At 65.0% G+C, this 23,219-nt stretch carries 24 protein-coding genes; 7 read left to right on the top strand and 17 right to left on the bottom strand.

All coding sequences use genetic code 11. The features are described 5' to 3' along the window. Window positions 1-40: 40 nt before the first annotated feature. Both cysK and epsC read right to left on the bottom strand, forming a co-directional pair. Window positions 41-1,024: a cysteine synthase A gene (cysK, locus tag ACNHKD_RS03495; RefSeq protein ID WP_442755733.1), complete on the bottom strand. Its 984-nt coding sequence runs from the start codon at window positions 1,022-1,024 to the stop codon at window positions 41-43. A gap of 37 nt (window positions 1,025-1,061) precedes the next feature. Further along, entirely contained in the window at window positions 1,062-2,000 is a 939-nt protein-coding gene (gene epsC, locus ACNHKD_RS03490; protein WP_442755732.1) for a serine O-acetyltransferase EpsC, read from the bottom strand. A gap of 346 nt (window positions 2,001-2,346) precedes the next feature. On the opposite strand from epsC, the gene ACNHKD_RS03485 reads away from it, so the two are divergent. The 4 genes from ACNHKD_RS03485 to ACNHKD_RS03470 all read left to right on the top strand — a co-directional run bounded on the left by ACNHKD_RS03485 (window position 2,347) and on the right by ACNHKD_RS03470 (window position 6,521). Next, window positions 2,347-3,294, top strand: coding sequence for a family 2A encapsulin nanocompartment shell protein (locus ACNHKD_RS03485; RefSeq protein ID WP_442755731.1), 948 nt, complete (start codon window positions 2,347-2,349; stop codon window positions 3,292-3,294). Between the two features lie 67 nt (window positions 3,295-3,361). Next, a complete protein-coding gene (locus ACNHKD_RS03480; protein WP_442755730.1) occupies window positions 3,362-5,614 on the top strand; it encodes a family 2A encapsulin nanocompartment cargo protein cysteine desulfurase in 2,253 nt (750 codons plus the stop codon). Window positions 5,615-5,698: 84 nt separating this feature from the next. Next, complete coding sequence (locus ACNHKD_RS03475; RefSeq protein WP_442756831.1) at window positions 5,699-6,151, top strand: RrF2 family transcriptional regulator; 453 nt, start codon at window positions 5,699-5,701, stop codon at window positions 6,149-6,151. A 112-nt stretch (window positions 6,152-6,263) separates the two neighbouring features. Continuing rightward, window positions 6,264-6,521 (top strand): hypothetical protein, encoded by a 258-nt coding sequence (locus ACNHKD_RS03470; RefSeq protein WP_442755729.1) that lies wholly within the window; start codon window positions 6,264-6,266, stop codon window positions 6,519-6,521. Window positions 6,522-6,666: 145 nt separating this feature from the next. On the opposite strand, the gene ACNHKD_RS03465 is transcribed toward ACNHKD_RS03470, so the two are convergent. The 4 genes from ACNHKD_RS03465 to ACNHKD_RS03450 form a co-directional block, all read right to left on the bottom strand. Beyond that, window positions 6,667-6,909: a hypothetical protein gene (locus ACNHKD_RS03465; RefSeq protein WP_442755728.1), complete on the bottom strand. Its 243-nt coding sequence runs from the start codon at window positions 6,907-6,909 to the stop codon at window positions 6,667-6,669. Between the two features lie 413 nt (window positions 6,910-7,322). Next, on the bottom strand, window positions 7,323-8,294 hold the full coding sequence (locus ACNHKD_RS03460; protein WP_442755727.1) for a sensor histidine kinase: 972 nt from the start codon (window positions 8,292-8,294) through the stop codon (window positions 7,323-7,325). 149 nt (window positions 8,295-8,443) lie between these two features. Further along, window positions 8,444-8,701, bottom strand: coding sequence for a hypothetical protein (locus tag ACNHKD_RS03455; RefSeq protein WP_442755726.1), 258 nt, complete (start codon window positions 8,699-8,701; stop codon window positions 8,444-8,446). Between the two features lie 178 nt (window positions 8,702-8,879). Next, complete coding sequence (locus ACNHKD_RS03450; protein ID WP_442755725.1) at window positions 8,880-9,191, bottom strand: hypothetical protein; 312 nt, start codon at window positions 9,189-9,191, stop codon at window positions 8,880-8,882. Between the two features lie 246 nt (window positions 9,192-9,437). Here ACNHKD_RS03450 and ACNHKD_RS03445 point away from each other — a divergent pair, with 246 nt between their 5' ends. Next, a complete protein-coding gene (locus ACNHKD_RS03445; protein ID WP_442755724.1) occupies window positions 9,438-9,575 on the top strand; it encodes a hypothetical protein in 138 nt (45 codons plus the stop codon). Window positions 9,576-9,642: 67 nt separating this feature from the next. Here the strand turns inward: ACNHKD_RS03445 and ACNHKD_RS03440 are convergent, their stop codons facing one another. Then, window positions 9,643-10,539: a dimethylarginine dimethylaminohydrolase family protein gene (locus ACNHKD_RS03440; RefSeq protein ID WP_442755723.1), complete on the bottom strand. Its 897-nt coding sequence runs from the start codon at window positions 10,537-10,539 to the stop codon at window positions 9,643-9,645. A 17-nt stretch (window positions 10,540-10,556) separates the two neighbouring features. After that, entirely contained in the window at window positions 10,557-11,621 is a 1,065-nt protein-coding gene (locus tag ACNHKD_RS03435) for an ornithine cyclodeaminase (RefSeq protein ID WP_442755722.1), read from the bottom strand. A gap of 132 nt (window positions 11,622-11,753) precedes the next feature. Here ACNHKD_RS03435 and ACNHKD_RS03430 point away from each other — a divergent pair, with 132 nt between their 5' ends. After that, entirely contained in the window at window positions 11,754-12,170 is a 417-nt protein-coding gene (locus ACNHKD_RS03430; protein WP_442755721.1) for an Lrp/AsnC family transcriptional regulator, read from the top strand. A gap of 57 nt (window positions 12,171-12,227) precedes the next feature. Here ACNHKD_RS03430 and ACNHKD_RS03425 read toward each other — a convergent pair whose 3' ends face one another. The 3 genes from ACNHKD_RS03425 to ACNHKD_RS03415 all read right to left on the bottom strand — a co-directional run bounded on the left by ACNHKD_RS03425 (window position 12,228) and on the right by ACNHKD_RS03415 (window position 15,881). After that, window positions 12,228-13,475, bottom strand: coding sequence for a glycoside hydrolase (locus ACNHKD_RS03425; protein ID WP_442755720.1), 1,248 nt, complete (start codon window positions 13,473-13,475; stop codon window positions 12,228-12,230). A 51-nt stretch (window positions 13,476-13,526) separates the two neighbouring features. Next, window positions 13,527-14,834: a family 1 glycosylhydrolase gene (locus ACNHKD_RS03420; RefSeq protein WP_442755719.1), complete on the bottom strand. Its 1,308-nt coding sequence runs from the start codon at window positions 14,832-14,834 to the stop codon at window positions 13,527-13,529. Between the two features lie 150 nt (window positions 14,835-14,984). Next, a complete protein-coding gene (locus ACNHKD_RS03415) occupies window positions 14,985-15,881 on the bottom strand; it encodes a radical SAM protein (protein WP_442755718.1) in 897 nt (298 codons plus the stop codon). Between the two features lie 699 nt (window positions 15,882-16,580). On the opposite strand from ACNHKD_RS03415, the gene bufA2 reads away from it, so the two are divergent. Then, window positions 16,581-16,838, top strand: a complete 258-nt coding sequence (gene bufA2, locus ACNHKD_RS03410) for a BufA2 family periplasmic bufferin-type metallophore (RefSeq protein WP_442755717.1) — start codon at window positions 16,581-16,583, stop codon at window positions 16,836-16,838. A gap of 245 nt (window positions 16,839-17,083) precedes the next feature. Here bufA2 and hypE read toward each other — a convergent pair whose 3' ends face one another. From hypE to hypA, 6 genes are read right to left on the bottom strand one after another with little or no spacing between them, the layout of a single operon-like run. Further along, on the bottom strand, window positions 17,084-18,121 hold the full coding sequence (gene hypE / locus ACNHKD_RS03405) for a hydrogenase expression/formation protein HypE (RefSeq protein WP_442756830.1): 1,038 nt from the start codon (window positions 18,119-18,121) through the stop codon (window positions 17,084-17,086). 40 nt (window positions 18,122-18,161) lie between these two features. Then, window positions 18,162-19,277, bottom strand: coding sequence for a hydrogenase formation protein HypD (gene hypD, locus ACNHKD_RS03400; protein ID WP_442755716.1), 1,116 nt, complete (start codon window positions 19,275-19,277; stop codon window positions 18,162-18,164). After that, on the bottom strand, window positions 19,274-19,498 hold the full coding sequence (locus tag ACNHKD_RS03395) for a HypC/HybG/HupF family hydrogenase formation chaperone (protein WP_442755715.1): 225 nt from the start codon (window positions 19,496-19,498) through the stop codon (window positions 19,274-19,276). The genes hypD and ACNHKD_RS03395 overlap by 4 nt, the downstream gene beginning before the upstream one ends. Then, window positions 19,489-21,780: a carbamoyltransferase HypF gene (gene hypF / locus ACNHKD_RS03390; protein ID WP_442755714.1), complete on the bottom strand. Its 2,292-nt coding sequence runs from the start codon at window positions 21,778-21,780 to the stop codon at window positions 19,489-19,491. Before hypF ends, ACNHKD_RS03395 begins: the two co-directional genes overlap by 10 nt. Before the next feature lie 4 nt (window positions 21,781-21,784). Further along, window positions 21,785-22,675 (bottom strand): hydrogenase nickel incorporation protein HypB, encoded by an 891-nt coding sequence (gene hypB / locus ACNHKD_RS03385; protein WP_442755713.1) that lies wholly within the window; start codon window positions 22,673-22,675, stop codon window positions 21,785-21,787. After that, a complete protein-coding gene (gene hypA, locus ACNHKD_RS03380) occupies window positions 22,675-23,016 on the bottom strand; it encodes a hydrogenase maturation nickel metallochaperone HypA (RefSeq protein ID WP_442756829.1) in 342 nt (113 codons plus the stop codon). Before hypA ends, hypB begins: the two co-directional genes overlap by 1 nt. Between the last annotated feature and the right edge of the window lie 203 nt (window positions 23,017-23,219).

Below are 23,219 nucleotides of genomic sequence, written 5' to 3'. Positions count from 1 at the left end.
TCCCTTACAAATCCTTACGATTCGTCATCAATCCGGTCGATCACAAACCATCGAAAAGAGGCGTCGACAGATAACGCTCCGCGAAAGAAGGGACGATCGCCACGATATTTTTTCCGACCGCCTCGGGTCGCGCGCCGACTTCGAGCGCCGCCGAAATGGCGGCGCCTGAGGAAATGCCGACCGGCACGCCTTCCAGGCGCGCCGTGAGGCGAGCCGTCTCGAAGGCGGTCTGATTGCCGATGGTGACGATTTCGTCGATCACGCCGCGGTCAAGTATCGGCGGCACGAAGCCCGCGCCGATGCCCTGGATTTTATGTGGTCCCGGCGGCCGGCCGGAGAGCACGGCGGAGTCCTCGGGCTCGACCGCGATGACGCGCAACGATTGGCGACGCTGTTTCAGCGTCTGTCCGACGCCGGTGATCGTGCCGCCAGTGCCCACGCCGGAGACGAAGAAGTCGATCTCGCCATTCGCGTCGTTCCAAATTTCCTCCGCCGTCGTGGTGCGATGAATCTCGGGATTGGCCGGATTCTCGAATTGCTGCGGGATGACGGCGTCCGGATATTGCGCGACGAGTTCGGCCGCCTTGGCCAGCGCGCCTTTCATGCCCTGCGACGCGGGGGTGAGGACAAGCTCCGCGCCGAGCAGCGCAAGCATCTTCCGCCGCTCGATCGACATGGCCTCCGGCATGACGAGAATGAGCCGATAGCCGCGCGCGGCGGCGACGAAGGCAAGCGCGATTCCCGTATTGCCGGAGGTCGGCTCGATCAGCACGGTGCGGCCGGGGGCGATGCGGCCGTCTTTCTCTAGCCGTTCGATCATGGCGACGCCGATGCGGTCCTTGACGCTCGAGATCGGATTGAAGAATTCGAGCTTGGCGAGAATATTCGCCTTCACGCCTTTCGCGCGCGCGATTCGATCGAGTCGGACGAGAGGCGTATCGCCAGTGGTTTGCGTAATCGAGTCGTAAATTCGCCCGCGGCCGGGCCTCGCCGCCGGAGTGAAACTCAAATTCTGTATCGTCATCCGCTCCTCCTTCCGCTCTCGCTCGGGTCCGCCGCGCTCAAATTCCCGCGCCATGGTCGAAGACGTCGATCCGCGCCTTGGCCTGCGTGATGTTGCTGCCCGGCGGCACGCTATGCGTGAGCCAGACATTGCCGCCGATCGACGAACCGCGACCGATCGTGATGCGGCCGAGCACTGTGGCGCCCGCATAGATCACGACGTCGTCCTCGATGACCGGATGACGCGGCTTGCCCTTCTCGAGCGCGCCGTTTTCGTCGACGTCGAAACGCTTCGCGCCGAGCGTCACGGCCTGATAGAGGCGCACGCGCTTGCCGATGACGGTCGTCTCGCCGATGACGACGCCGGTGCCGTGGTCGATGAAAAACCCTTCGTCGATTGTCGCGCCCGGGTGGATGTCGATCCCGGTTTCGGCGTGCGCAATCTCCGCCACGATCCGCGCGATCATCGGCGCGCCGAGGAGATAGAGCTGGTGCGCGAGACGGTGACGGATGATGGCCGCTACGCCGGGATAGCAGAACACCACTTCATCCAGGCTTTTCGCAGCCGGATCGCCGGCGAAGGCCGCGCGTATGTCGGTGTCCAGCAGCGCGCGCGCTTCGGGAAGGGCGCGCGCAAAATCGTGGGTGATTTCTTCGGCGCGGCCATCGACGCCGCTCCTTTCCACGTCGCTCGCGAAGAGTTCGAGCTCGCGGCGAATCTGCTCCCTGAGCATGCGCAGGGCCCGATCAAGCGTGCGCGCGATGAAGATGTCCGTGGCGTCGGGCGTCAGCTCATAGGGACCGAAATGCCGCGGATAGAGAACCGAGACCAGCGACTCGACGAGCTCCAAGACGGCGACGCGCGAAGGCAGGTCCGGCAGGCGCCCGCCTCCATAGCGGCTCGTCTGGGATCTTTTTCGCAGAGCCGCAAGCTCCGAAACGATGCGCGCGACGTCGATCGCGCCGGCGCTCGGTCCGACCAAGCTGGTTTGATTCATCTTTCCTGCCTACAAAACGCTCGAGCGGGGGAGCGCTCATTATCTATCTATAAAGATTATAGACTAAATAGCAATCTCAAATTTGATAGCGGCGGCGCGATTTTTTCGGAGCTTCGGCCAAGGTTCACCTTTTCGCTAGAGTTTGCAAACGTATGTATAATTAGTAGACTAGAAAATATTAGTTCCAACGAATACTTTTTATTTCTCTTGAACGGAAAGTTCATTTGTGTAATTACCGTTGCGTCGGAAGCAACTCGTTGGCGCTCCGCCTATTGGCGCCCGGTTCCGCGGGCGCGGCCGTCGCGCTGAGGGACCGCCGGCCCGTCGACCTTTCCAGGAAGCTTGCATGACTACAGAACCTGAAGTTCGCCGAACGTTGAGCGAGGCGGCTGCGCGCCAGCTCGCCAACGCCACGAAAACGCGCCCCCAATGGTCGGGGATCACGCCGCGCTGGCTCGTTTCCTTCCTGCCGTGGGTGCCGGTCGAAGCGGGCATATACCGCCTCAATCGCGTGAAGGAAGCGACGGCGTTGAGCGACGCCGACGTGCAATGCAGCCCGGCGCGCGATCGCGACGCCGACCTGCCCGAGACTTTCGTCGACTATGAAGATGCGCCGCGCGAATATTCGATGAACGCGGTGACGACGATTCTCGACGTTCAGACCCGCGTTTCGGACCTCTATAATCATCCCTACGATCAAATTCAGGAGCAGGTCCGCCTGCTCACGGAGAAGGTGAAGGAGAAGCAGGAGGCGGAGCTCATTAACAATGCGGAATATGGCTTCCTCGCCAATGCGCATCCGTCGATGAGGATCAAGACCCGCCTGGGCGCGCCGACGCCGGACGATCTCGACGAGCTGATCTCGAAGGTCTGGAAGGAGCCGGCCTTCTTCCTCGCGCATCCGCGCGCCATAGCGGCGTTCGGTCGCGAATGCACCCGTCGCGGCGTGCCGCCGCCGACCGTCACGCTCTTCGGCTCGCCCTTCATCACCTGGCGCGGCCTGCCGCTCGTGCCGAGCGACAAGCTCTATATCGACGAGAACGGCAAGACGAACATCCTGCTGCTCCGCACGGGCGAAAAGAAGCAGGGCGTCATCGGCCTCTTCCAGCCGGGCGTTCCGGGCGAGGTGGCGCCGAGCCTGTCCGTTCGCTTCATGGGCATCAACCGCAAAGCCATCGCGTCGTACCTGATCTCGCTCTACTGCTCGGCCGCCGTGCTGACGCATGACGCCCTCGGCGTGCTCGAGGATGTCGATGTGAGCAAGTTCCACGAATACGGCGACAAGCGCGTCTGATCCCACAACAGGACCGCCGGCGGCCAAAAGCCGCCGGCGCAATCGCCAAACCGAGGAAGCCGCCTTCATGTCGCCAGCGAAGCCCGCCATTCCCGCTTCCGCCGATCTGCCGCTCGACAGTCTTCCCGTTCAGGACGCCGGCCATCACGCCGCGCCCATGATCGAACCCGACATGATCGCGCGTCTCGCCAACGCGTTTTTCCAGCAACCGCTGGTTCAGCCGACGGCCTCCGCGCCGCCCTTCGGCCCCCCGGTGCTGACGCCGAGCCTTCCCGACGCCCCGGCCCCCTCCATCGTCACGACCGTCGCGCCTCTGGCGCCGGCGCGCAGTTCGTATGGCCCGCCCGACGTTCCCCAGACCACCATCCCCTCCGTCGTTCCGACGCCAAATATTCCTGCGCCCGCGGCGCCGACGGGGCTGCAATCGCCCACGCGCCCGCTCGGCCTCGATCACATTCCGCAGCCCGGCGCCTCGTTGGGCGGTTCCGGCCCCTCCGGCGCGCCGTCCGAAGTCGATTACAGCCTGATCCCGCGCCTGCTTGCGGCCGATATGACGCTCGTGCCGTCCGACCGTGTCGCCGCTCTCCCGGGAATCGGCGCGGGCGAAGGAGGCGCGCCCGGCGGCGTTTCGCCCGGGCCGGCCGACAATCTCTACTTCCTGCGCGAGCGGGCGGTCCCCACGAGCGCGCCGGCCGCGCCGGCGCCGACCTATTTCTCGCCGCTTACCCCGGCTGTCCCGCCGCAGCCCGAACTCGGCCCGACCACCGTCCCGGTATCGGCGCCGAGCGCGACGGCGCTCGCCGAGGCGACGGCTTCGCCGGCGCCCGAAAGCTTCGCAATCGACGGCCCGTCCGAAGCCGATCCGCACCGCCTGTCCGACGCGGCGTCTCTCGCCACGCCGCCCGTCGGCGGCGAGCGGTTCTCCAGCGGCTTCGAGAGCTTCCCGGCGCCGGGCCAGTCCGGTCCGGCGGCGAACGACGCGCTCTATTTCGTCAGCCATGGCGGCGGGCGCCCAGGGGTCGCCGAACCAACGCGGGCGGAGACGCCGCAGGGCTACGCGCCCGAGCTTGCGCCCCAGACCGTCGAGACGCGGCAGGCCTTCGACCCCTATCGGGTCAAGCGCGATTTTCCGATCCTGCAGCAGCATGTCCATGGCAAGCCGCTCATCTGGCTCGACAACGCCGCGACGACCCAGAAGCCGCAATCCGTCATCGACCGGCTGGCTCACTTCTACGAATACGAAAACTCCAACATTCATCGCGCGGCGCACGCCCTCGCGGCGCGCTCGACCGACGCCTATGAAGCCGCGCGCGAGAAGGCGCGCCGCTTCCTGAAGGCGCCCAACGTCAAGGACATCGTCTTCGTTCGCGGCGCGACGGAAGGGATCAATCTCGTCGCGCAGGCCTGGGGCCGCCGCAATGTCAGGGAAGGCGACGAGATCGTCGTCTCCTGGCTGGAGCATCACGCCAATATCGTTCCCTGGCAGATGCTCTGCGCCGAGAAAGGCGCGCGCCTGCGCGTCGCGCCGGTCGACGATCGCGGCCAGCTCATTCTCGAAGAATATGAGAAGCTGCTCAATCCGAAGACGCGCATCGTCGCCGTGACGCAGGTCTCCAACGCGCTCGGCACGGTGACGCCGGCGCGCGAGATCACAGCCATGGCGCATCGCCACGGGGCCTGCGTGCTGATCGACGGCGCGCAATCCGTCTCGCACATGCCGGTTGACGTGCAGTCGATTGATTGCGACTTCTTCGTCTTCTCCGGCCACAAAGTGTTCGGCCCCACGGGCATCGGCGTCGTCTACGGCAAGGACGCGGCGCTCGAGCACATGGGTCCGTGGCAGGGCGGCGGCAATATGATCGCCGACGTCACTTTTGAAAAGACGGTCTATCAGGCCGCGCCCGAACGTTTCGAGGCCGGCACGGGCAACATCGCCGACGCGGTGGGCCTCGGCGCGGCGCTTGATTACGTCGAGAGCATCGGCATGGAGGTCATCGCGCGCTACGAGCACGACCTCCTCGTCTACGCCACCGAGAAGATGCGGATGGTCCCGGGCCTGACCTTTATCGGCACGGCGGCCGAAAAGGCCTCGGTTCTCTCCTTCGTGCTCGACGGCCACAGCCCCGTGGATGTCGGCAAGGCGCTCGACCGCGAAGGCATCGCGGTGCGCGCCGGTCATCACTGCGCCCAGCCGATTCTCCGCCGCTTTGGTCTGGAGGCCACAGTGCGCCCCTCGCTCGCTTTCTACAACACATGCGCCGACGTCGACGCGCTGGTGGCGGCGCTCCTCAAGCTGCAGGCCGGAAAGCGACATTCATAATCTCTATAGTCTATAGACAGAATTGACTATGTGACGCCCTTCGCGGTAGAAAAGTGGACCTTCGATTTCCAGGAAGCCGTCCACGTGCTGACCAAAAAAGGGAAATACGGCCTCAAGGCCATGGTGCATCTGGCGCAGTCGGCGCCGGGCCGCCCCGTTCCCGTGATGGAGATTTCCGAGAAGCAGAGCATCCCCAAGAAGTTTCTCGACGCCATCCTTTGTGAGCTGCGCAATTCGGGCTTCGTCCACTCAAAGATGGGCAAAGGCGGCGGTTATGTTCTGGCGCGCCCAGCCGCCCAGATTACCGTCGGCGAGCTTGTCCGCGCCATAGACGGTCCGCTCGCGCCCGTGCATTGCGCAAGCAAGACCCGCTACCGCCGTTGCGACGACTGTTTCGACGAGAACACATGCGCGGTCCGCCGCATCATGCAGCGCGCGCAGCAGGCGCTTTCCGACGTCCTCGACAACTGTTCGCTTCAGGATATGCGCGACCGCGTGAAGCAGGAAGCCGAGGAAGCCCTCTTCTACGACATCTAGCCGCTATCGGCCGAGGTCTTGTTCTGCTTCATTCAGAAGAAGTTCTTCGCGGATGGAGGCGTCTTCGATCAAGTCCAGAAAAATAACCGCGCGCGGGACGGAGGCGTCGGCGATGGCGAAGGATCGGCTTCCAATCGTCCGGCGAACCGTTTTCGCGGCCGCTCTCGCTCAGGCGCTCTACTGGTTCTGCACGATCGGCTTGCTGGGCCTCGGGCTTCCGCCTCTGGACTTCATTTTTCTGTGGATGGTTCTTCCCGCGCTGATTCTGAGCGCTTTAGGCGAAGCGACGCCTCTTGGCGCGGGACTCGTCACGGGCGCCTTCCTGTTGAATGTAAGTCTTCTGGCGCTGTTCAGCGTCGCAAGCCGCTAACCCCCGCGCGGACGGAGCGCCCGCGCGGGATTTCGCAGAGAGCGCGTTGCGAAGAACGGGCGCCGGTTTTCACCTGAAGCGCGCTCTGAACCTTAAAATCCCTCGCATTGGCCGCGTTCGGGCGATTCCGTCTCAATGCGGCGATCTATCGGCATATTTCGCGATAGCGGCGGCAATTGCCGCGCCCCTCTTCGCCGAGTTCTTCCTTATTGAGGCAGGCGCGCCGCAATTCGCGGCAGTCCGGCCCATAGCCCCAGCGGCCCCGATAATTGTCGCGATGGTTGATCTGATGGATCTGCGCTTCGGGCGCCGGGTCGCTCGGCGCCGCCATCGCCGCCGGGAACGCAAACAAAGCCGTTACGCAGGACGCAAGAATGTAGGCGCGCATCGTCTCCTCCTGTTCAGCCCCCGGCCTCGCGCCCGCGCGGATCCGCGCATCGGCGAGCGGGTAAGCCGTAACGGCCCGAAAGATCGCTTGTTCCCGGAGAAGACGCGGAGACGCTATCGCCGCTTACCCCCGAATTGGCGTCGACAGGCGGACGAAAGCGCCTTCACGTTCGCCTTGAGGCATTTTTCAACGGCGATGGCGTCTGGCTCTTCCGAAGCGCAAAGGCGATGCGAGTCCTTTTCGCAAGCGGCCCTTTGCTTTGCGGTGCCCTGCGCCATAGCGGGCTGAAGGAAGAGAGCTGAGAAAAGAGAGATCAGGAACAGCTTGCGCATGACGGCCTCTCTAGGTTCGAGACAGGCGTGAACTGGATCGGGAAAGGCGAGAGATCAAGCGCAGGCGTGCGCGCCTTGCCGTCACGCGGGCGCGAACTCGACGCTCAACGTCGCCCCAGGCGCGTCCGCCACTTGCAGGGTTCCGCCGAGCTGCGCCGCAAAGGCGCGCATGATGTCCATGCCGAGAGTCGCTCCGCTTCTTTCGGCGGCGCTCGCCTCGATGCCAGGACCGTCGTCGCGGATCATCAGGAGAAGGCGGCCGGGCTCCTTCGCAGCCAGCGTCACTTCGAAGCGCGCGCCAAGCCCCTTCCCGAACACATGCTTCGCCGCGTTGGTGGCGGCCTCGTTGACGAGCAGCACAAGCGCGGTGATCCGATCGAGGGAGAGCTCGGCGCCCGCCTCGACGTCAACCGTGGCGTCGACCGGAAGCTCACGAAAGTTTTCCCGAAGGACGTCTTCAATGACGACCTGAAGCCCATCCGCGAATGCCGTTCCGTCATGCAGGCGCCGGTGAAGGCGCGACATGGCCTCGATTCTGTCCTCGGCTTGGGCGATGGCTTCGACGCTCGGCGCGTCCGAGACGCCTCTTCGCGCATTGCGCAGCATGACGACCGCAAGCTGCAGATTATTGGCGACGCGGTGCTGAAGCTCGCGAAAAAGCTCCTCCTGAGCGCGGTTCGCTTTTTCGAGGCGCTCCACCAGCGCGCGCAACGCCGCTACGATCACAAGGATAAAGCCCGAGGCGAGGACGAAGCCGACGAGGCTCACAATCGTGTTCGGCTCCTTGATATCAAGCGAATTGATCGGTTCAAAAAAGAAATACCAGGCGGCGATCGTCGAAAGCAGGAGAACGAGCAGGCCTTGCGCCCAACCGCAAATGAGGGTCGCCGTTGCAATACCCGGATAAAAAGTCAGAAATTTCATCTGGGCGAGCCAAGGCGCGAGCAGAAAACGCCCGCCCAGACAAGCGGCGAAAATCGTCAGCGCGAGGAACCATCTCCAGCCGGCCGGCCGTTGCGCGGAAAGTCTGGCGAGTTGCGTGGTCCAAGACATGCGATCCCAACCTTTCAGGGAAGTAAAGGCAAATAATTCCGTCGCCGGTTCGACGAAGCGGGGCCTGCGCCTTGCGCGCGCGGCCGGCCGCAACGCCGGCTGCGCCTTGGGCGCCGGGCGTCGATCCGCGCCATTCCCCATGGCGCCGCTCAATGCAGATTCTGCAAGCGGCAGACCTTGACGCGTCCGCCGCTCGCCTCCATCCGCCAATGACGTTCGGCATTTTTCGGCTGGCTATCGTAGAGATGCGCTTCGGCGCGGCGCTCGCGGTCGAAGGTCTGGCGGGAAAAGTCGCGGCCGCCGATAATGACGTTCTTGTCGAAACGCACTTCGCAGAAGGCGGACGATGCGACGGCGATCAGGACGACCACGGACGGAAAAGCGCATAAGGAAATTTTCGTAAACATGTTCGTCTCCCAAGGGGACGCATCATAGCAAAAATCCCGGCCTCCCGGACCGGGACTTTCGTTCGCCGTCGAGAATCGAGCGGCGGTTACGACCGCCGTTCTTTGCGCCGACCTCAACAGGCGCTTTTTGCGCGGCCTTAGGCGGACCACGCGATTTTCGCCATTTTGGCGGCGCGTCTCATTCGGGAGCGCGCGGCTCGTCGGCGATCACGAATTTCCGATAAACGAGTCCGCACTCCGAAATCGCCTTGTCGAGAAAGACCCGTCGGCGGGAGTCGCAGGTTACCCCGACGAAATCCGGGTTGGAGACGAGCCGGTCGAGCGGGGTGGCGCGGCTTGACGTCGCCAGCATGTTGTCGACAAGCGCGTGCACCACGGGGACCCAGACCGCCTGAAGCCGCTCGCGCCGATCATGATGCGTCGCCGTCACATCGTTGGCGATCTCGGCCATCGCCCTGTTCGCTTCTTCGACACGTGACTCGGTAGTCAAGCAACGCCTCCTCGCCAGCCGCCGACTCATGACGAGTTTGCGCATGGCGTGCGATATTGACGCGTCCTTTCGGGATTTCTTTTGACCGGACTTTTTCCGAAAATGTCTGAAACATTTCCGCGGTAAGGAGCCGGAAACAGTGGCTTTATCGGTTGTTTGGAAAGTTGGGCCAATATTCTGTCGCGGCATGTCGCTTGCAAAACCATCTCGCCCAATCGTCCATTATCGGCTGAAGGAGCCTCTCGAATGCGCAGTGGAATTTCCTCGAACGGCGTTGGCGTTCTGGCCGTCGCATTTTCGTTTCCGATCGCCGTCATTCGCCGGGTGATGCATATACCGACGGCGCTGGTCGACATGATGGAAAAGCATGGGACTGAAAAATAGGCGGCGATTGCCGGTTTAGCGATCATCTCGCTTGCGGGGCGCGCGGCTGGCGCGCCCCGCATCTGATTTAGGCGGCGCGCGGCGCCGCCACCTCCAGCGTCAGGCATTTCGCCGCGCCGCCGGCCTTCAGGAATTCCGAAAGCGGCGTAAGCACAGGAAAGAACCCGACGGCGCGCAGCCGCGCCTGCAGGCTGGCCGACGCATGGTTCATGAAGACGCGGCGGCCCACGGCGACCGCGTTGCAGGCGAAGGACGCGGCGTCCTCTTCGCTCACCTCGATTCGTTTCTCCGCCGGCGCCAGTGCGGCGATAAGCGCTTGCGAGGTCTCGTCGAACGCCCTGGGGTAATACATCAGCCCCCCGCCCGGCAGCGGGCAGAGGCATGTGTCGAGGTGATAGAAGCGCGGATCGACGAGCCTCAGCCCGATCGCGCGCCTGTCGAAGATGCGCTCCAGAAGTTTCGGCGCCTTCTCGCTGGAACGCCAGCCGTGCCCGCACCAGATGAGGTCCCTCGCGCGATCGAGCAATGCGTCGCCGGCGCCTTCGAAAGCGACGTCTTCCGGCCAAGACGCAGGAGAAAAGCCCGCGCGTTCGAACCAGTCGCGGAAGAAGGCTTCTTCCGGGCGGCGCTCGCGCGCGTGGAAGCGCGTGACGACAGCTCTGTCGCCAAGGGCGAATCCGGCGTTCGCGGTGAAGACCATGTCGGGCAGGCCGGCGGCGGGGGCGATGAAGTCGAGCGGGATCGCCTGTGCGAGCCGATCGCGCAGATTCTCCCATTGCGCGCGCGCGCGCGTCACATGCGCGCGGCCAATCTGATTCTCCATCCAGGGATTGATGACGTAATCCACCCCGAAATGGTCAGGCGCGCACATCAGAAGCCGCGCAGCGCCAGCGGCTTCGTTCGCAGCGCCGGCCGCGGAACGGTCGGCGACGTCCATGGGCGCAGGATTGAGGTCGAGAGTCATCGAGGCTTGCTTCCTCATCAGCCGGAGAAAATGACGTCTTCGCGCGTTTGCGGCGGGCGCGTTTCGGCTTGCGTCTGCAACAAGGCGAAGAGATCCTTCGGATTGGCGGGCGCGGCGATCAGTTCGATCCCGGTTCCGACGCCGGTCTCGCGCGCGAGGTCGCGCAGGAGACGCAGAACCGAGAAGTCCTCCATGGCGAAGCCGACGCTGTCGAAGATGGTGATGGCCTCGGGCGAGATGCGGCCGGGATGCGCGCCCGTCAGCAACTCGTGCAGCTCGGTGACTGGGTGTTCCGGGTCGAGCTGCTGAATCTCGCCTTCGATGCGCGTCTGCGGCGCATACTCCACGAAAATATCCGAACGCAGCAGAAGGGCCCGCGCGAGTTCCGTTTTTCCGGGGCAGTCGCCGCCCACCGCGTTGATGTGGGTCCCGGGCGCGATCATGTCCTCCGCGAGGATGGTCGCGCGCTTCTTGTCGGCGGTGACCGTCGTGACGATGTCGGCGCCCGAGACGGCGGCGCGAGCGTCGGCGCACCGCGCGATCTCCAGCCCGAAGGGCGCCATGTTACGCTCGAACTTGTCCGTCGCCTCCGGGTCCACGTCGAAGACGCGCAGCCGGTCGACGCCCAGAACGGCGTGAAAGGCGCTGGCCTGAAACTCCGATTGCGCCCCGAGCCCGACAAGCGCCATCGTGCGGCTTTCCGGCCGGGCGAGACGGCGGGCGGCGAGAACCGAGGTTGCCGCCGTGCGCAGGGCCGTCGCGAGGGTCATCTCAGAGAGAAAGACGGGATAGCCCGTCCGGACGTCGGCCAGCGCGCCGAAGGCCACGACGGTCTGCAGGCACAGAACCGTGTTGCCGGGGTGGCCGTTCACATATTTGAAGGCGAAGGTCTCGCCGTCGCTCGTCGGCATCAGCTCGATGACGCCGCCTGGCGAATGACTCGCAAAACGCGGCGACTTCTCGAAAGCGCGCCACCGGGCGAAATCCTCGCGCAGATAATCGACGAGGCGAAACCAGAATTGCCGGGCGCCGACCCGGTGAACGAGTCGCGCAATGTCCCGCGCGCTCAGAAAGGCGACCATTTCCCGCATCCTTCTCATCGTCTCGCTTCAAGCTAGGACCGGGCGCTGCTGATGAAAATCGCAAAAATGTGCAAAAAATCATAGGAGATTGCATATTTAGCCATATATTTTGACTGAACAGGCAAAGACGACATGGATGACCTCGATCACCGACTCATCGCGGCGCTACGGGTCGACGGGAGGGCGTCGCTGTCGGAGCTCGCCAAAAAGCTCGGCGTCTCGCGCGGAACGGTCCAGAACAGGCTCGACCGCCTGATGGACTCCGACGTCATCCTTGGTTTCACGGTGCGGTTGAAGGACCGCGCGCAGAGCGACCGCATTCGCGCGATCATGATGATCGAGGTCGCCGGCAAGAGCACGCGCAAGGTCGTGCAGGCGCTGCGCGGCCTGCCGCAGATCCACGCGCTTCACAGCACCAACGGCGCCTTCGATCTCATCGCGGAGATCGAGGTCGCCAGCCTCCCCGAGTTCGATCGCGTCCTGTCGAGCGTCCGATCCATCGAGGGCGTCGCGCGCAGCGAGACGAGCCTGCTTCTCGCGCCGGCGTAGAGAAGCTTCCGCGCGCCCCTAAGCGCTTGAACTCATCGCGTCCCGCCGAGCGCGGCGTCAGTGCGCGTGGCGTCGCCGGGGGCTCTCTTCTGCGCCGCCCCTCGCTGTCCGCTTCTGCGGCAGGATGGCGCGATGCGGGGAGAGCGGGCGCGCCGAACAGGCCTGCCGATGAAGCGCCTGTACGGCCCCGGCCGAACGAAGCGCGTCGAGCATAGGCGCACAGACGCGACGGCCCGCGCAAGGGTCGAGGTGAGAAACCGGGTCCCATAAGCCCATGCGTGTCCAGACCTCGCGATCGTGCCATTCCGGCATGCCGAGAATCGGATAGAGGCAGACGCCGCGCAGCGGCGCGCCTTCGATCAGCAGCGTCTCGGCGGCGCGCACGACCTCATGCAGCCACGGACCGCGCTTGTCGCCGACATGGCTGGTCTCCGTGATCATCACCTCGCGTCCATAGCGTCGCCATACTTTCCGAACCAGCGCGTCGAGCGGCGCCCGGCGCGGATCGTCGTCGTCGAGCGGCCGGAACGTCCCGTCGGCGCCGGCGGTTCCTTTTAGCTCCCACTGGTTGGTCCAGTAGTAATTGATCCCGACGATATCGAGATGGCGGGGACTTCCGCCGAGTTCCGGCAGCAGCCTTCCGCAGAGCATATCCCACGACTGGAAGACCAGCCGATCATTGAAGTGGTCCGCTTCTTCGGCGAGGTCCGGCCTGTCGGGAGGCGGGACTACGCAGCACAACGGATCGACGTTCACGAAGCGCGCATTCGGGATGGCGGCGCGAATGGCGTCGATTCCAGCAATCGCGGCGCGGGCCAGCGCGATCTTCAACTCCCAGCCGCGACCCGCCGCATAGGGTGCGAATAAGCCTTTTTCGCCCGCGGCATAGGCCATGAAGGAGGGTTCGTTGACGGGCGTGAAGAAGTGGGGACCCTCCATGCGCGAGGCGATGAAGCGGGCGATCGCATGGCAATAATCCGCGAAACGCCGCGGGAAGGCTTTCGTCCAGAGATCCACGTCCCGTGGAAAGCCGTAATGAAAAAGGTCCCAGATCGCCTCGATCCGCCGGCGCTTGGCCGCTTCGATGAACGGCTTCACGGTCGAGAAATCGTGACGGCCCGCATCGTCGACGAGCGGCCATCTTACCGTTTCGCGAACGGCGTGAAGCCCGACCGCCGCGATGTCGCGGTAATCCTCGTCGACGGTTCTGTCGTGGCCGGTCGCGACAACCTGGTCGAACCACTCTCCATGCCGGTTATAGCCTGTCGATCCCTCGAAACCGGCGAGAAAGAAGCTGCGAAACATGCCTGTCCCTCCGCATTCGTTTGGCCGCCAAATTGGAGGAGAAAAGAGGCGCTAGGTTGCGCCCCGGCGAACGGGCGCCTTCTTCGCTTGCAGGCGCCCGACGGCTTCGGCCCCGCTTGAAGCGAGCCCGCGATAGGCCTCGACCAGCGGCGTCTCGATCCGCGCGAGATGGCCGCGCGTGTCGGGGTCGAGATCCCATAGGCCCATCTGCAACAAATTGTCGTGCAGGGGCCTGTCGCTCTGACGGTAGGCCCAGGCGACCAATGCGAACATGGGCCACCATGTGTAACCGACAAGGGGGACCCCCTGCGCACGTAGCGTCCTGACGGCTTCGACAGAGCTTTTGAGCCATTCGAGCCTTCGCGCGGCGGGGCCCTTGTCCGCCGTTTCCGAAATCATCAGCGGGACGCCGTAACGCTCAAAATAAAGATGGCCGAGCTTCTCGATCAGCGTCCCCGACGCATGGGGCATGCGCACGCGCAGCCGCCCCGCCGCGTCGCGCAACAGGCGCTTGTCGGTGAAGATGGGGTAGAGATTTATGCCGATGACCGGCAATTTGAGCGGCCGATCCAGAAAGCTCTCGAGCTGCCTCTCGGACGCGCCATGCGCACACAGCCAGCTCCAAAGCGGGTGGCGCGCGTCGACGCGTCCGCTGATCAGATCGAGCGCCAGAAAGACGATTTCCTGCCGCCGCCACGCCTCGTCGGCCAAAGCGGGATCGTTCGTTTCGAATATGTCGGTGGCGTCGACATGGAAGGGAACGATCTCCGGATCGACCTGCTGCAGCGCCTTCACCGTCTCGACGACGCCGCGGCAGATCGCCATCATGAGCGCCACGAAGCCGCGCCAACTCCGTTCATGCGGCGGCCACCAGCCGAGGCGTCCGCAATACCAGGCCGTGATGCGCGGCTCGTTAAGCGGCGTGTACCATCTCACCCTGCCCTCAAAACGCGAGGCGAGGCGCGAGGCGTATTCAGCAACGTAACGGGGGTAGTCAGGATTGAGGAAGGCTTGTCCGATCCAAGGGGGCAGGCCGTAATGCACGAGATCGACGATCGGATCGACGCCGAGCCCCAGCATCCGATCGAGCGCCGCGTCGACGAATTCCCACCGCCATTGATCCGGCGACGGTTGTATCCGATGCCATGGAACGCCGTACCGCGCGCAGGAGACGCCGAGCTTCGCCATCAGGCCGATATCGTCGCGCCACCGCCCGTAATGATCCGTCAGCTCATATTCATCGAGCCGGCGACCGGTCCTCGGATGTGGGTCCGTGATGAAAGTGTCCTCGATTCCGACCGCCCAGAGAAACGCGTCGGGGTCGCTCACGCTGCCGATATCGGAGAGGCGGGGCAGCATGGTCAGCGGCGCCCGCGCCGCAAATCTGCGTCTGGTTCAACCCGCATGCGCGCCTCGATATCGCTCGACATCGAGGGTCAACCCGCCGGCCTGGCGTCAGGTTCCCTGCCGGCTCGCCCGCATCGAAGCGGCGAGAGGGGCGTTTGGGCGCTACAGCCCCCGCGCCCAGGGCGGCCGCAGCGGCGCCGCCTCCGGCGTGGCGATCGCGGCGCGCAGCTCGGCGAGCAGCCGGGGCTTGTCCGCTCCGAGCGTCCCCTTCAGAATGAGCCAGTTCGACGCGTGATCGCTGCGAAACACCGTGCGCTTCAACTCCAGCGCCGAGATCATGAGCTCCATTTCCCGCATCAGGCTCAAAATATCGAGCGGTTCCCAGTCAGGAAAGTTCGAGCGGAATCGCGTTTCGCCCATTGGAAAGCTCACCACGAGCGTCGCGAGGAACTCGGGCTGCGCCGCGTTCATCAACGCGGCGGAATTCAGCGCATGCCGGCGCGACAGCGCCTGGCCGCCAAGGCCGTTGAGGATCATCACCGACCGCTTGATCCCCGCTTCCTGCAGTTTCTCCAGGGCCGTGCGCGAGGACTCGAACGTCTCGCCCTTGCTGATGCGCGCGAGCGCCTCGTCGTCGCCGGATTCGGCGCCGACATAGACGAGCGACAGGCCAAGCTCCTTCAGCTCGCGCAACTCGTCGACGGATTTCTTGCGAACATTGCGCGGCAGGCAATAGCTCGATACGCGGCGCGCGCCCGGCAGGTCCCGGCGGATCGCCTCCAATATGGCGGCCAAGCGTCGCGTCGAGAGAGTCATGGCGTCGCCGTCAGCAAGGAAGACGCGCTTCACGCCCGCGCCGAACCGCTCGCCGCATTGGCGAATGCTCTCAAGGACTTCCTTTTCGTCGCGAGGCCGGAACCGCTTCTGGGGCGCGGTGTACATCTCGCAGAATGCGCAGCGGTTCCAGGAGCAACCGTCCGTCACGGGGAGGATGAGCGAGTCCGCTTCGCTCGGCGGGCGGAACACGGGTTCGACATAGCGGATCGGAACGATGGACATACGCGTTTGGCGGGGCTTGTTGGTCGGTCAGGCGCGCAGTTTAGCGCAACCAAATCCCGAATGTCCCTGTCGATCATTTTTCTCGGCGATGACGAAATGCCGGGCGGAGGATTGACAGCGTCCCGATCATGGCCGTAGCCTCAGGGCATGGGTGGCGGCCTTTTCCGAAATCTGAGACTCTGCTTCGTGGCGCTTTACGCGCTCACGACGCTTGTCGCCGCCTTTTTGGTTTCCGCGCACGCCGGCCATAGCAATGGAGCGGGAATCTCGGAGCCGCTGCCGATTGCGGGCCCGATTTGCGGCGGCCCGCAGGACCGGGCCGGCAAAGCCGGTCTCGCGGCAGTCTGTTGCGACATTTGTGATTCCAGCGTCTCGGCGGGGCTTGAGCCGCCGCCTATCGCAACTTTTCTCGCTCGGCGCGAAATCGCGACGCGCCTGAACTTCGCGTTGCGGCTCGGCCGGGTCGCCGACGAGGCGCCCGACGATCTTCGATCCCGCGCCCCACCGCGCGCCGCCTGACCTCCCTAAGCTCGGTCCCCGCCACGCAAGCCATGCGTGGGGAGACCGTTGGCGACGCATGTTCGATCGCCTGCCGCTTGTTTACGCCCTTCGCCGTCTCTTCCCGTCCGCGGCTCATCCGCTGGCGGCGGCGGAATGGGCTCTGACGCAAGGCGCAACAGTCTCATGAGAGGAAATTGAATGCGTAAGAACGCGTTGAACGGAGCCGCGCTCGCGGTCGCCGCCGTCTCCATCGTATTGGCCGGAACCGCGCCGCCCGCAAAAGCGGCGACCACGGGAAAAGTACAATGCGTGGGCGCGAATGGCTGCAAGGGCAAATCGGATTGCCATACGCCTAAAAACGCGTGCAAAGGCATGAACTCCTGTAAGGCGCAGGGCTGGGTCTATTTGGATTCGGCGAAGGCTTGCGATGACGCGGGCGGTAAAGTTCGTGACTGAGGCGCCAGCCTCCGCGAACTGATCGACGATCAAGCCGGTTACGAAATTTGCAATCTGCCTTGGCGACGCGCGCCGACCCTGCGCGCGCCGCCGGCCGGCGCCCGCCCCCCAAGTCCCTCTACGGGCGCCGGCCTACCCTCCGCGCATTCTTATGCGCGCCTGGCTTCGCGCGGGCTCTCCTCGCTCCGCGCGGTCGCTCTCTCCCAGACTTGCCCCGCCTCGCTCTCGAGGCGGGGCCTTTTTGCCTAACAGATCCGCGGCAGTTGCTCGCCGGCGAGCCAATCGACGATACGGGCGCCGCCAAAGGATGATTTCAACTGCACGAAACGCCGCTCATCTGCCGCCGCGGCCCCGATGACCGCCGCATCGCGGCCGAACGAATGCGCGCGCATGGCGTCGAGAAGCGCGCCCGCCGCTTCCGGCGCCACGACAGCCACGAGTTTTCCTTCGTTGGCGACATTGAGCGGATCGAGGCCGAGCAATTCGCACGCGGCCGCCACCTGAGGCTTAACAGGGATCGCCGCCTCGTCGAGCCGGAAACCGACACCGGATTGCTGTGCGATTTCGTTGAGCGTGGCGGCGAGGCCGCCCCTTGTGGGGTCGCGCATCAACCGCAAGGATTGTCCCGCCGCGGCGACCATATCGGCCACCAGCCCGTGGAGCGCCGCGGAATCCGAGCGGATTTCGCAGTCGAATTCGAGATTCTCACGTTTCGACATGATGGCGACGCCATGGTCGCCGATCGAACCTGAGACCAGAACGAGATCGCCCGGCCGCGCCTTGTCGCCCGAGAGATCGAGTCCTGCCGGGACGACGCCGACGCCGGCGGCGGAGATAAAGACCCCGTCGGCCTTCCCGCGCTCCACGACCTTGGTGTCGCCCGTGATCACGGGAACGCCGGCGTTGCGCGCGGCCGCGCCCATGCTTTCGGCGATGCGCGCGAGATCGGCAAGGGGGAAGCCTTCCTCGATGATGAAGCTCGCAGATAGATAGAGCGGCCGCGCGCCCGACATGGCGACGTCGTTGATCGTGCCGTGAACGGCGAGCGAGCCAATGTCGCCGCCCGGAAAGAAAAGCGGCGAGACGACGAAGGCGTCGGTTGTCATCGCCATGCGACCCTCACCGATCTCGAAAACGGCCTGATCGTTCCCTCGCCTCAACCAGTCATTGTCCAGCGCGCTGTGAAAAATTTCCGAGATGAGCTGCGCCATGGCGCGCCCCCCGGCGCCATGGGAAAGGTCGACGCGCCCGGAAAGATCGAGCTTGCGGCGATGAGCCTTGATCGTCACGATGGGATTTTCCTTGTGCCGCCGTTGTCTAAGTTTAGGCGGCGTGCGCGTCGAAGCGCCGATAGGTCCATCGCGCGGCGCAGGCGCCTTCCGACGACACCATGCAGGAGCCCATCGGCGTCTCGGGCGTGCAGACGGTCCCGAACAGCTTGCAGTCATGCGGGCGCTTGGCGCCGCGCAGGATGGCCCCGCATTCGCAAGCCGGATTGTCTTTCGCGGCCGGGGTCTCGATCCCGAAGCGGCGTTCGGCGTCGAATTGCGCGTAGCCGTCCCGCAGGCGCAGCGCGCTCTTTGGAATTGCGCCTAGCCCCCGCCATTCGAAGCTCTCGCGCAACTCGAAAATGTCAGCGGTTTCGTCTTGCGCTTTTACGTTGCCGCCAGAGCCGACGGCGCGACGATATTGGTTCTCGACGTCGCAGCGCGCCTCGTTCAATTGCCGGACAAGCATGACGACCGCCTGCATCACGTCGAGCGGTTCGAAGCCCGCGACGACGAGCGGCTTCCCAAACTCCGCCGCGACGAAACGGTAAGGCTGCAAGCCGATCACCGCGGACACATGCGAGGGGCCGACAAAGCCGTCGATCTCGACGCCCTCCCGGTCGCCGAGAATGGCGCGCATCGCCGCAGGCGTCAGCACGTGATTGCAGAAGACGGAAAAGTTAGCGAGCTTCTTCCGCATGGCGAGTCTGATGGCGAGCGCGGTCGGCGGGGTGGTCGTCTCGAAGCCGATCGCAAAGAACACAACTTCCCGATGCGGCTCGGTTTCCGCGATGCGGACGGCGTCGAGCGTCGAATAGACCATGCGAATGTCGGCGCCGTCAGCCTTCGCCTTCATCAGGCTCGCGCCGCCGGAGGCTGGAACGCGCATGAGATCGGCATAGGCGCACAGCGTCACCCCCGGCAGATGCGCAGCCGCGATCGCCGCGTCGATGCGGCCGATCGGCAGCACGCAGACTGGGCAGCCCGGGCCGTGAATCATGCGGATGCTCGGCGGCAACAGATCTTCAAGGCCGTAACGCGAGATGGCGTGCGTATGTCCGCCGCAAAATTCCATGAAGCGATAGCCGCGGTCCCGCCGCGCGAGTCCTGCGAGCGCGTCGGCGAGCCCCCGCGCCAGGGCGCCGTCACGAAATTCGTCGACATATCTCATGAGGCGGACTCCGCAATCTCACGGATCAGGGCCAATGTCCGTTCCGCCTCCATGGGATCGATCTTCGACAGCGCGAAACCGACATGCAGGATGACATAGTCGCCGACAACGACATCGTCGACCAGCGCGACGGAAACCGTTTTGGTAACGCCGTCGAGCGAGACTTTCGCCATCTCGTCGGGCAGCAATTCCATGACGCGCACCGGAACCGCTAGACACATGCCGCGCTCGCTTTCTGTTTCTGCCCGAGTTCGAAAGCCGCTCTCGCCAGCACGGCCTGTCCGAGCGAGATCCCGCCGTCGTTGCAGGGAACCGCGCGGGCGAATAAGGGCGTAATCCCGCCCGCGCGCAAGGCGCCGCCAAGGCCTTCCGCAAGGACGCGATTCATCATGCAGCCGCCGCCGAGCGCGACGCGGTCACGGCCGTGCGCGCGGGCGGCGGCGGCGATCCAAGCCGAGCAACCGCCAATGAGCGCGCCGTGAAAATAATCGGCCGCCTCTCGCGGGCTCGGGCGCTCGCTCGCAATGAAGGAAAGGGTCGGCGCGAGACTGAGAACTTGGCCGTCCAGCCGATAGGCCCCCTCAAAGCTGCGCGGCGCCTCGACGAGCGCTTCAAGCTCCATGGCCGCCTGGCCCTCATAGGCCTGCTCGAAGCGGACGCCCGCCAGCGCGGCGGCGGCGTCGAAGAGCCGGCCCATGCTGGTCGTCCGAGGAACCTCATGGTCGCGCAATCTCGCCGCGATTTTTTCGAGGAGCGGGACATCGGGCAACAGAACGGGCGCCAAGTCGAGGCGCCCGATCGCGGCGAGCGCCGCAAGCCCCATGCGCCATGGCGCGCGCGCCGCGCGGTCGCCGCCGATCAGGGCGAGCGGCGCGAGATGGCCAAGCCGCGTCCAGGACGCGCCGTCGACCATCATCAGCTCGCCGCCCCAGGCGCCCTGATCGTCGCCCATGCCGTAGCCGTCGAGCGCGACGCCAAGCACGGGACCGGCGACGCCATGCTCCGCGGCGATCGCAGCAATATGGGCGGCGTGATGCTGCGCCTTGAAAATCGGAAGATTCATCGCCTCCGCGACGCGCGTGGAGAAAAAATCGGGGTGCCGGTCGCATGCGGCGATTTCGGGCTTCACGCCGAGAATCGAGACGAGATGACGCAGGGTCTCCTCGAAGAAGCGCGCGCTCTCGGCGTTGTCGAGATCGCCGATGTGCTGCGAGACGAAGGCTTCGCGCCCGCGCGTCACCGTCACCGTCGTCTTGAGATGCGCGCCCAAGGCGAGAACGGAGGGACCGTCGGTTCCAAGATCGATCGGCTCCGGCGTGAAGCCACGGGCGCGACGCAGAAAGGCGGGCGCGCCATCGACGACGGCCATGACGGAATCGTCGGCGCGCGTCACAATCGGGCGGTCATGTCCGACGATGACGTCCGCGACATGCGCCAGACGGCTGCGGGCCTCCTCGTCGTCGACGACAAGCGGCTCGCCGCCGGGATTGGCGCTTGTCGCGACGACGACAAGATCGTTCGGAGCCTCGCGCCAATCCTGGCCCGCAGGCGCGCCCGCGGCTGCGTGAAACATAAGGTGATGCAGGGGCGCATAAGGCAGCATGACGCCGATGCGCTTCAAGTCTGGCGCGACCGACGGCGCGAGCGCGCCTTTCGACGGCAAGAGGACGATGGGACGCGCGCGACGCCGCAGCAATTCGCCTTCGTACGCGCTGGGCTCGGCGAAAAGCGACACGGAAGCAAGATTGGCGGCCATCACCGCGAAAGGCTTGGCGTCGCGTTTCTTGCGGCGGCGCAGTTCCGCGACCGCCGCTTCCTTGCGCGCGTCGCACATCAGATGGAAGCCGCCGATCCCCTTCAGGGCGACGATGGCGCCGCCTTCGAGCGCCGCGACGATCGCCTCCGGCGCCTCCGAGAGACGCGGACCGCATTTGGCGCATGCGATGGTCTCGGCGTGGAAGCGCCGGCTCTCCGGATCGCGATAGTCGCGCGCGCAGTCGTCGCACAAGGCGAAACGCGCCATGGAAGTCTGCGGCCGGTCGTATGGCAGGGCGGAGGCGATCGTGAAACGCGGGCCGCAATGCGTGCAGGTGACGAAGGGATAAAGATGGAAGCGGCTGTCGGGGTCGAAGAGCTCGGCGAGGCATGCGTCGCACGTCGCCGCGTCCGCAATGATCCGGGTCGTCGTCCGACCGCCGGCGCTGTCGCGGATCGAGAAGCCCCGGTCCCATCGCGGATCGATGCGCGCGACGTCGATCGACTCGATCACGGCGAGTGGCGGCTTTTCGTCGCGCAAGGCGCGCAGAAATTCTCCGCAATGCGCGCCTTCGATCTCCAGCAGAACGCCCTCGGCGTCGTTCTGGACGAAACCGGTCAGCCCATAACGTCGCGCAATGCTGTGCGCGAAGGGACGGAACCCGACGCCCTGCACGGCGCCCCGCAGACGAAGGCGCAGCCGCGCGGGTTCAATCGACGACGCCTCGCGAGCCATGGCGTCCGGCATGGCGTCACCCGGCCTTCGCGGCGCCTGCGCGAGAGGCGGCAAGGGCGGCGCGCGCTTCGATCCATGCATAGAGCGCCGCCATTCCCTCGCCCGTCGCCGCCGACACGACGAGGGTCTGCAAATGCGGGTTCGCCTTCAGCGCGTTGGCGAGGCATTTGCCGACATCGAAGGCAAGATGGGGGAGAAGGTCAGCCTTGTTCAGCAGCATGAGATCCGCGGCCGCGAACATGTCCGGATATTTGAGCGGCTTGTCCTCGCCTTCCGTCACCGACAGGACGACGACCTTGTGCGCCTCGCCGAGGTCGAAGGCCGCCGGACAGACGAGATTGCCGACATTCTCGATGAACAGAACGCCGCCCTTGCGCAGCTCCATGCTCTCAAGCGCATGTCCGACCATATGGGCGTCGAGATGGCAGCCCTTTCCCGTATTGATCTGGATCGCGGGAGCGCCCGTGGCGCGGATGCGCTCGGCGTCATACGACGTCCGCTGATCGCCCTCAATGACGGCGACGGCGAGCTTCTCCTTTAGATCATTGATCGCGCGCACCAGCAGCGTCGTCTTTCCGGAGCCGGGGCTCGACACCAGATTGACCGCGAGCACGCCCTTCTTGGCAAAAAGTGCGCGATTGTCGCGCGCATAGGCGTCGTTCTTGGAGAGGATGTCGCGCTCGATGCGGACGATGCGCTCCTGGCTCAGGCCCGGCGCATGCGCGCCGGCGAGGCCGCCGCCGAAATCAATGACCTCGCCGCCCCCGTCATGCATGCGATCATGATGCTCATGATCATGCGCGTCGTCGTGAGGGTGATCATGATGCGCGTGCGCGGCGGAGTTTTCCGCACCCTGCGCCTTCTCGCCCTCCACCGTCGCCGTTCCGCAGCCGCATACGGTGCACATCAGTCGACCTCCAATTCCTCGATTCGCAGCTCGTCGCCGGATGTCATTTGCACATGCCGCCCCCCGCATTCGGGGCAGGCCCCGAAACGCTCCTGAAGCGCGACGGTCTTGCCGCAGTCGAGGCACCAACCTTCGCCCGGAGGTCTCACAATGTCCAGCGCCGCGCCTTCCGCCGCCGTGCCGCGTGAAACCGCGTCGAAACAGAATCGCAACGCCTCTGGCTCCACATGCGCCATGGCGCCCACCTGAAGCCGCACCACACGGACTCTTCCGAAGCCCTGCTTGCGCGCCTCCTCGCAGACGATGTCCACAATGCTTTCCGTGAGCGCCATCTCATGCATAAGACGCGCGAAGCTCCGCGTGAAGGCGGCGCAGGGATCGAAAAGAGCCGCGAGCCTTTTGATCCTGAGCCGCGCGACGGCCGCCTCGCAGCCGATGGGCGCGCCGAGCAGCGCGGCGGCGAAGGAACCCGCCGGATGAAAGTTCCGTCCCGTCCGGACGACGATCGCATAATCAGGGATCGCGCCGGTTTTGTCGAGGGCGC

Origin of the sequence: Methylocystis sp. JAN1, assembly GCF_052186135.1 — a bacterium.
In the GTDB taxonomy this organism is placed as follows: Bacteria; Pseudomonadota; Alphaproteobacteria; order Rhizobiales; family Beijerinckiaceae; genus Methylocystis.
The sequence above is the reverse complement of the archived record's forward strand: the minus strand, read 5'-3'. Positions and strand labels throughout refer to the sequence as shown.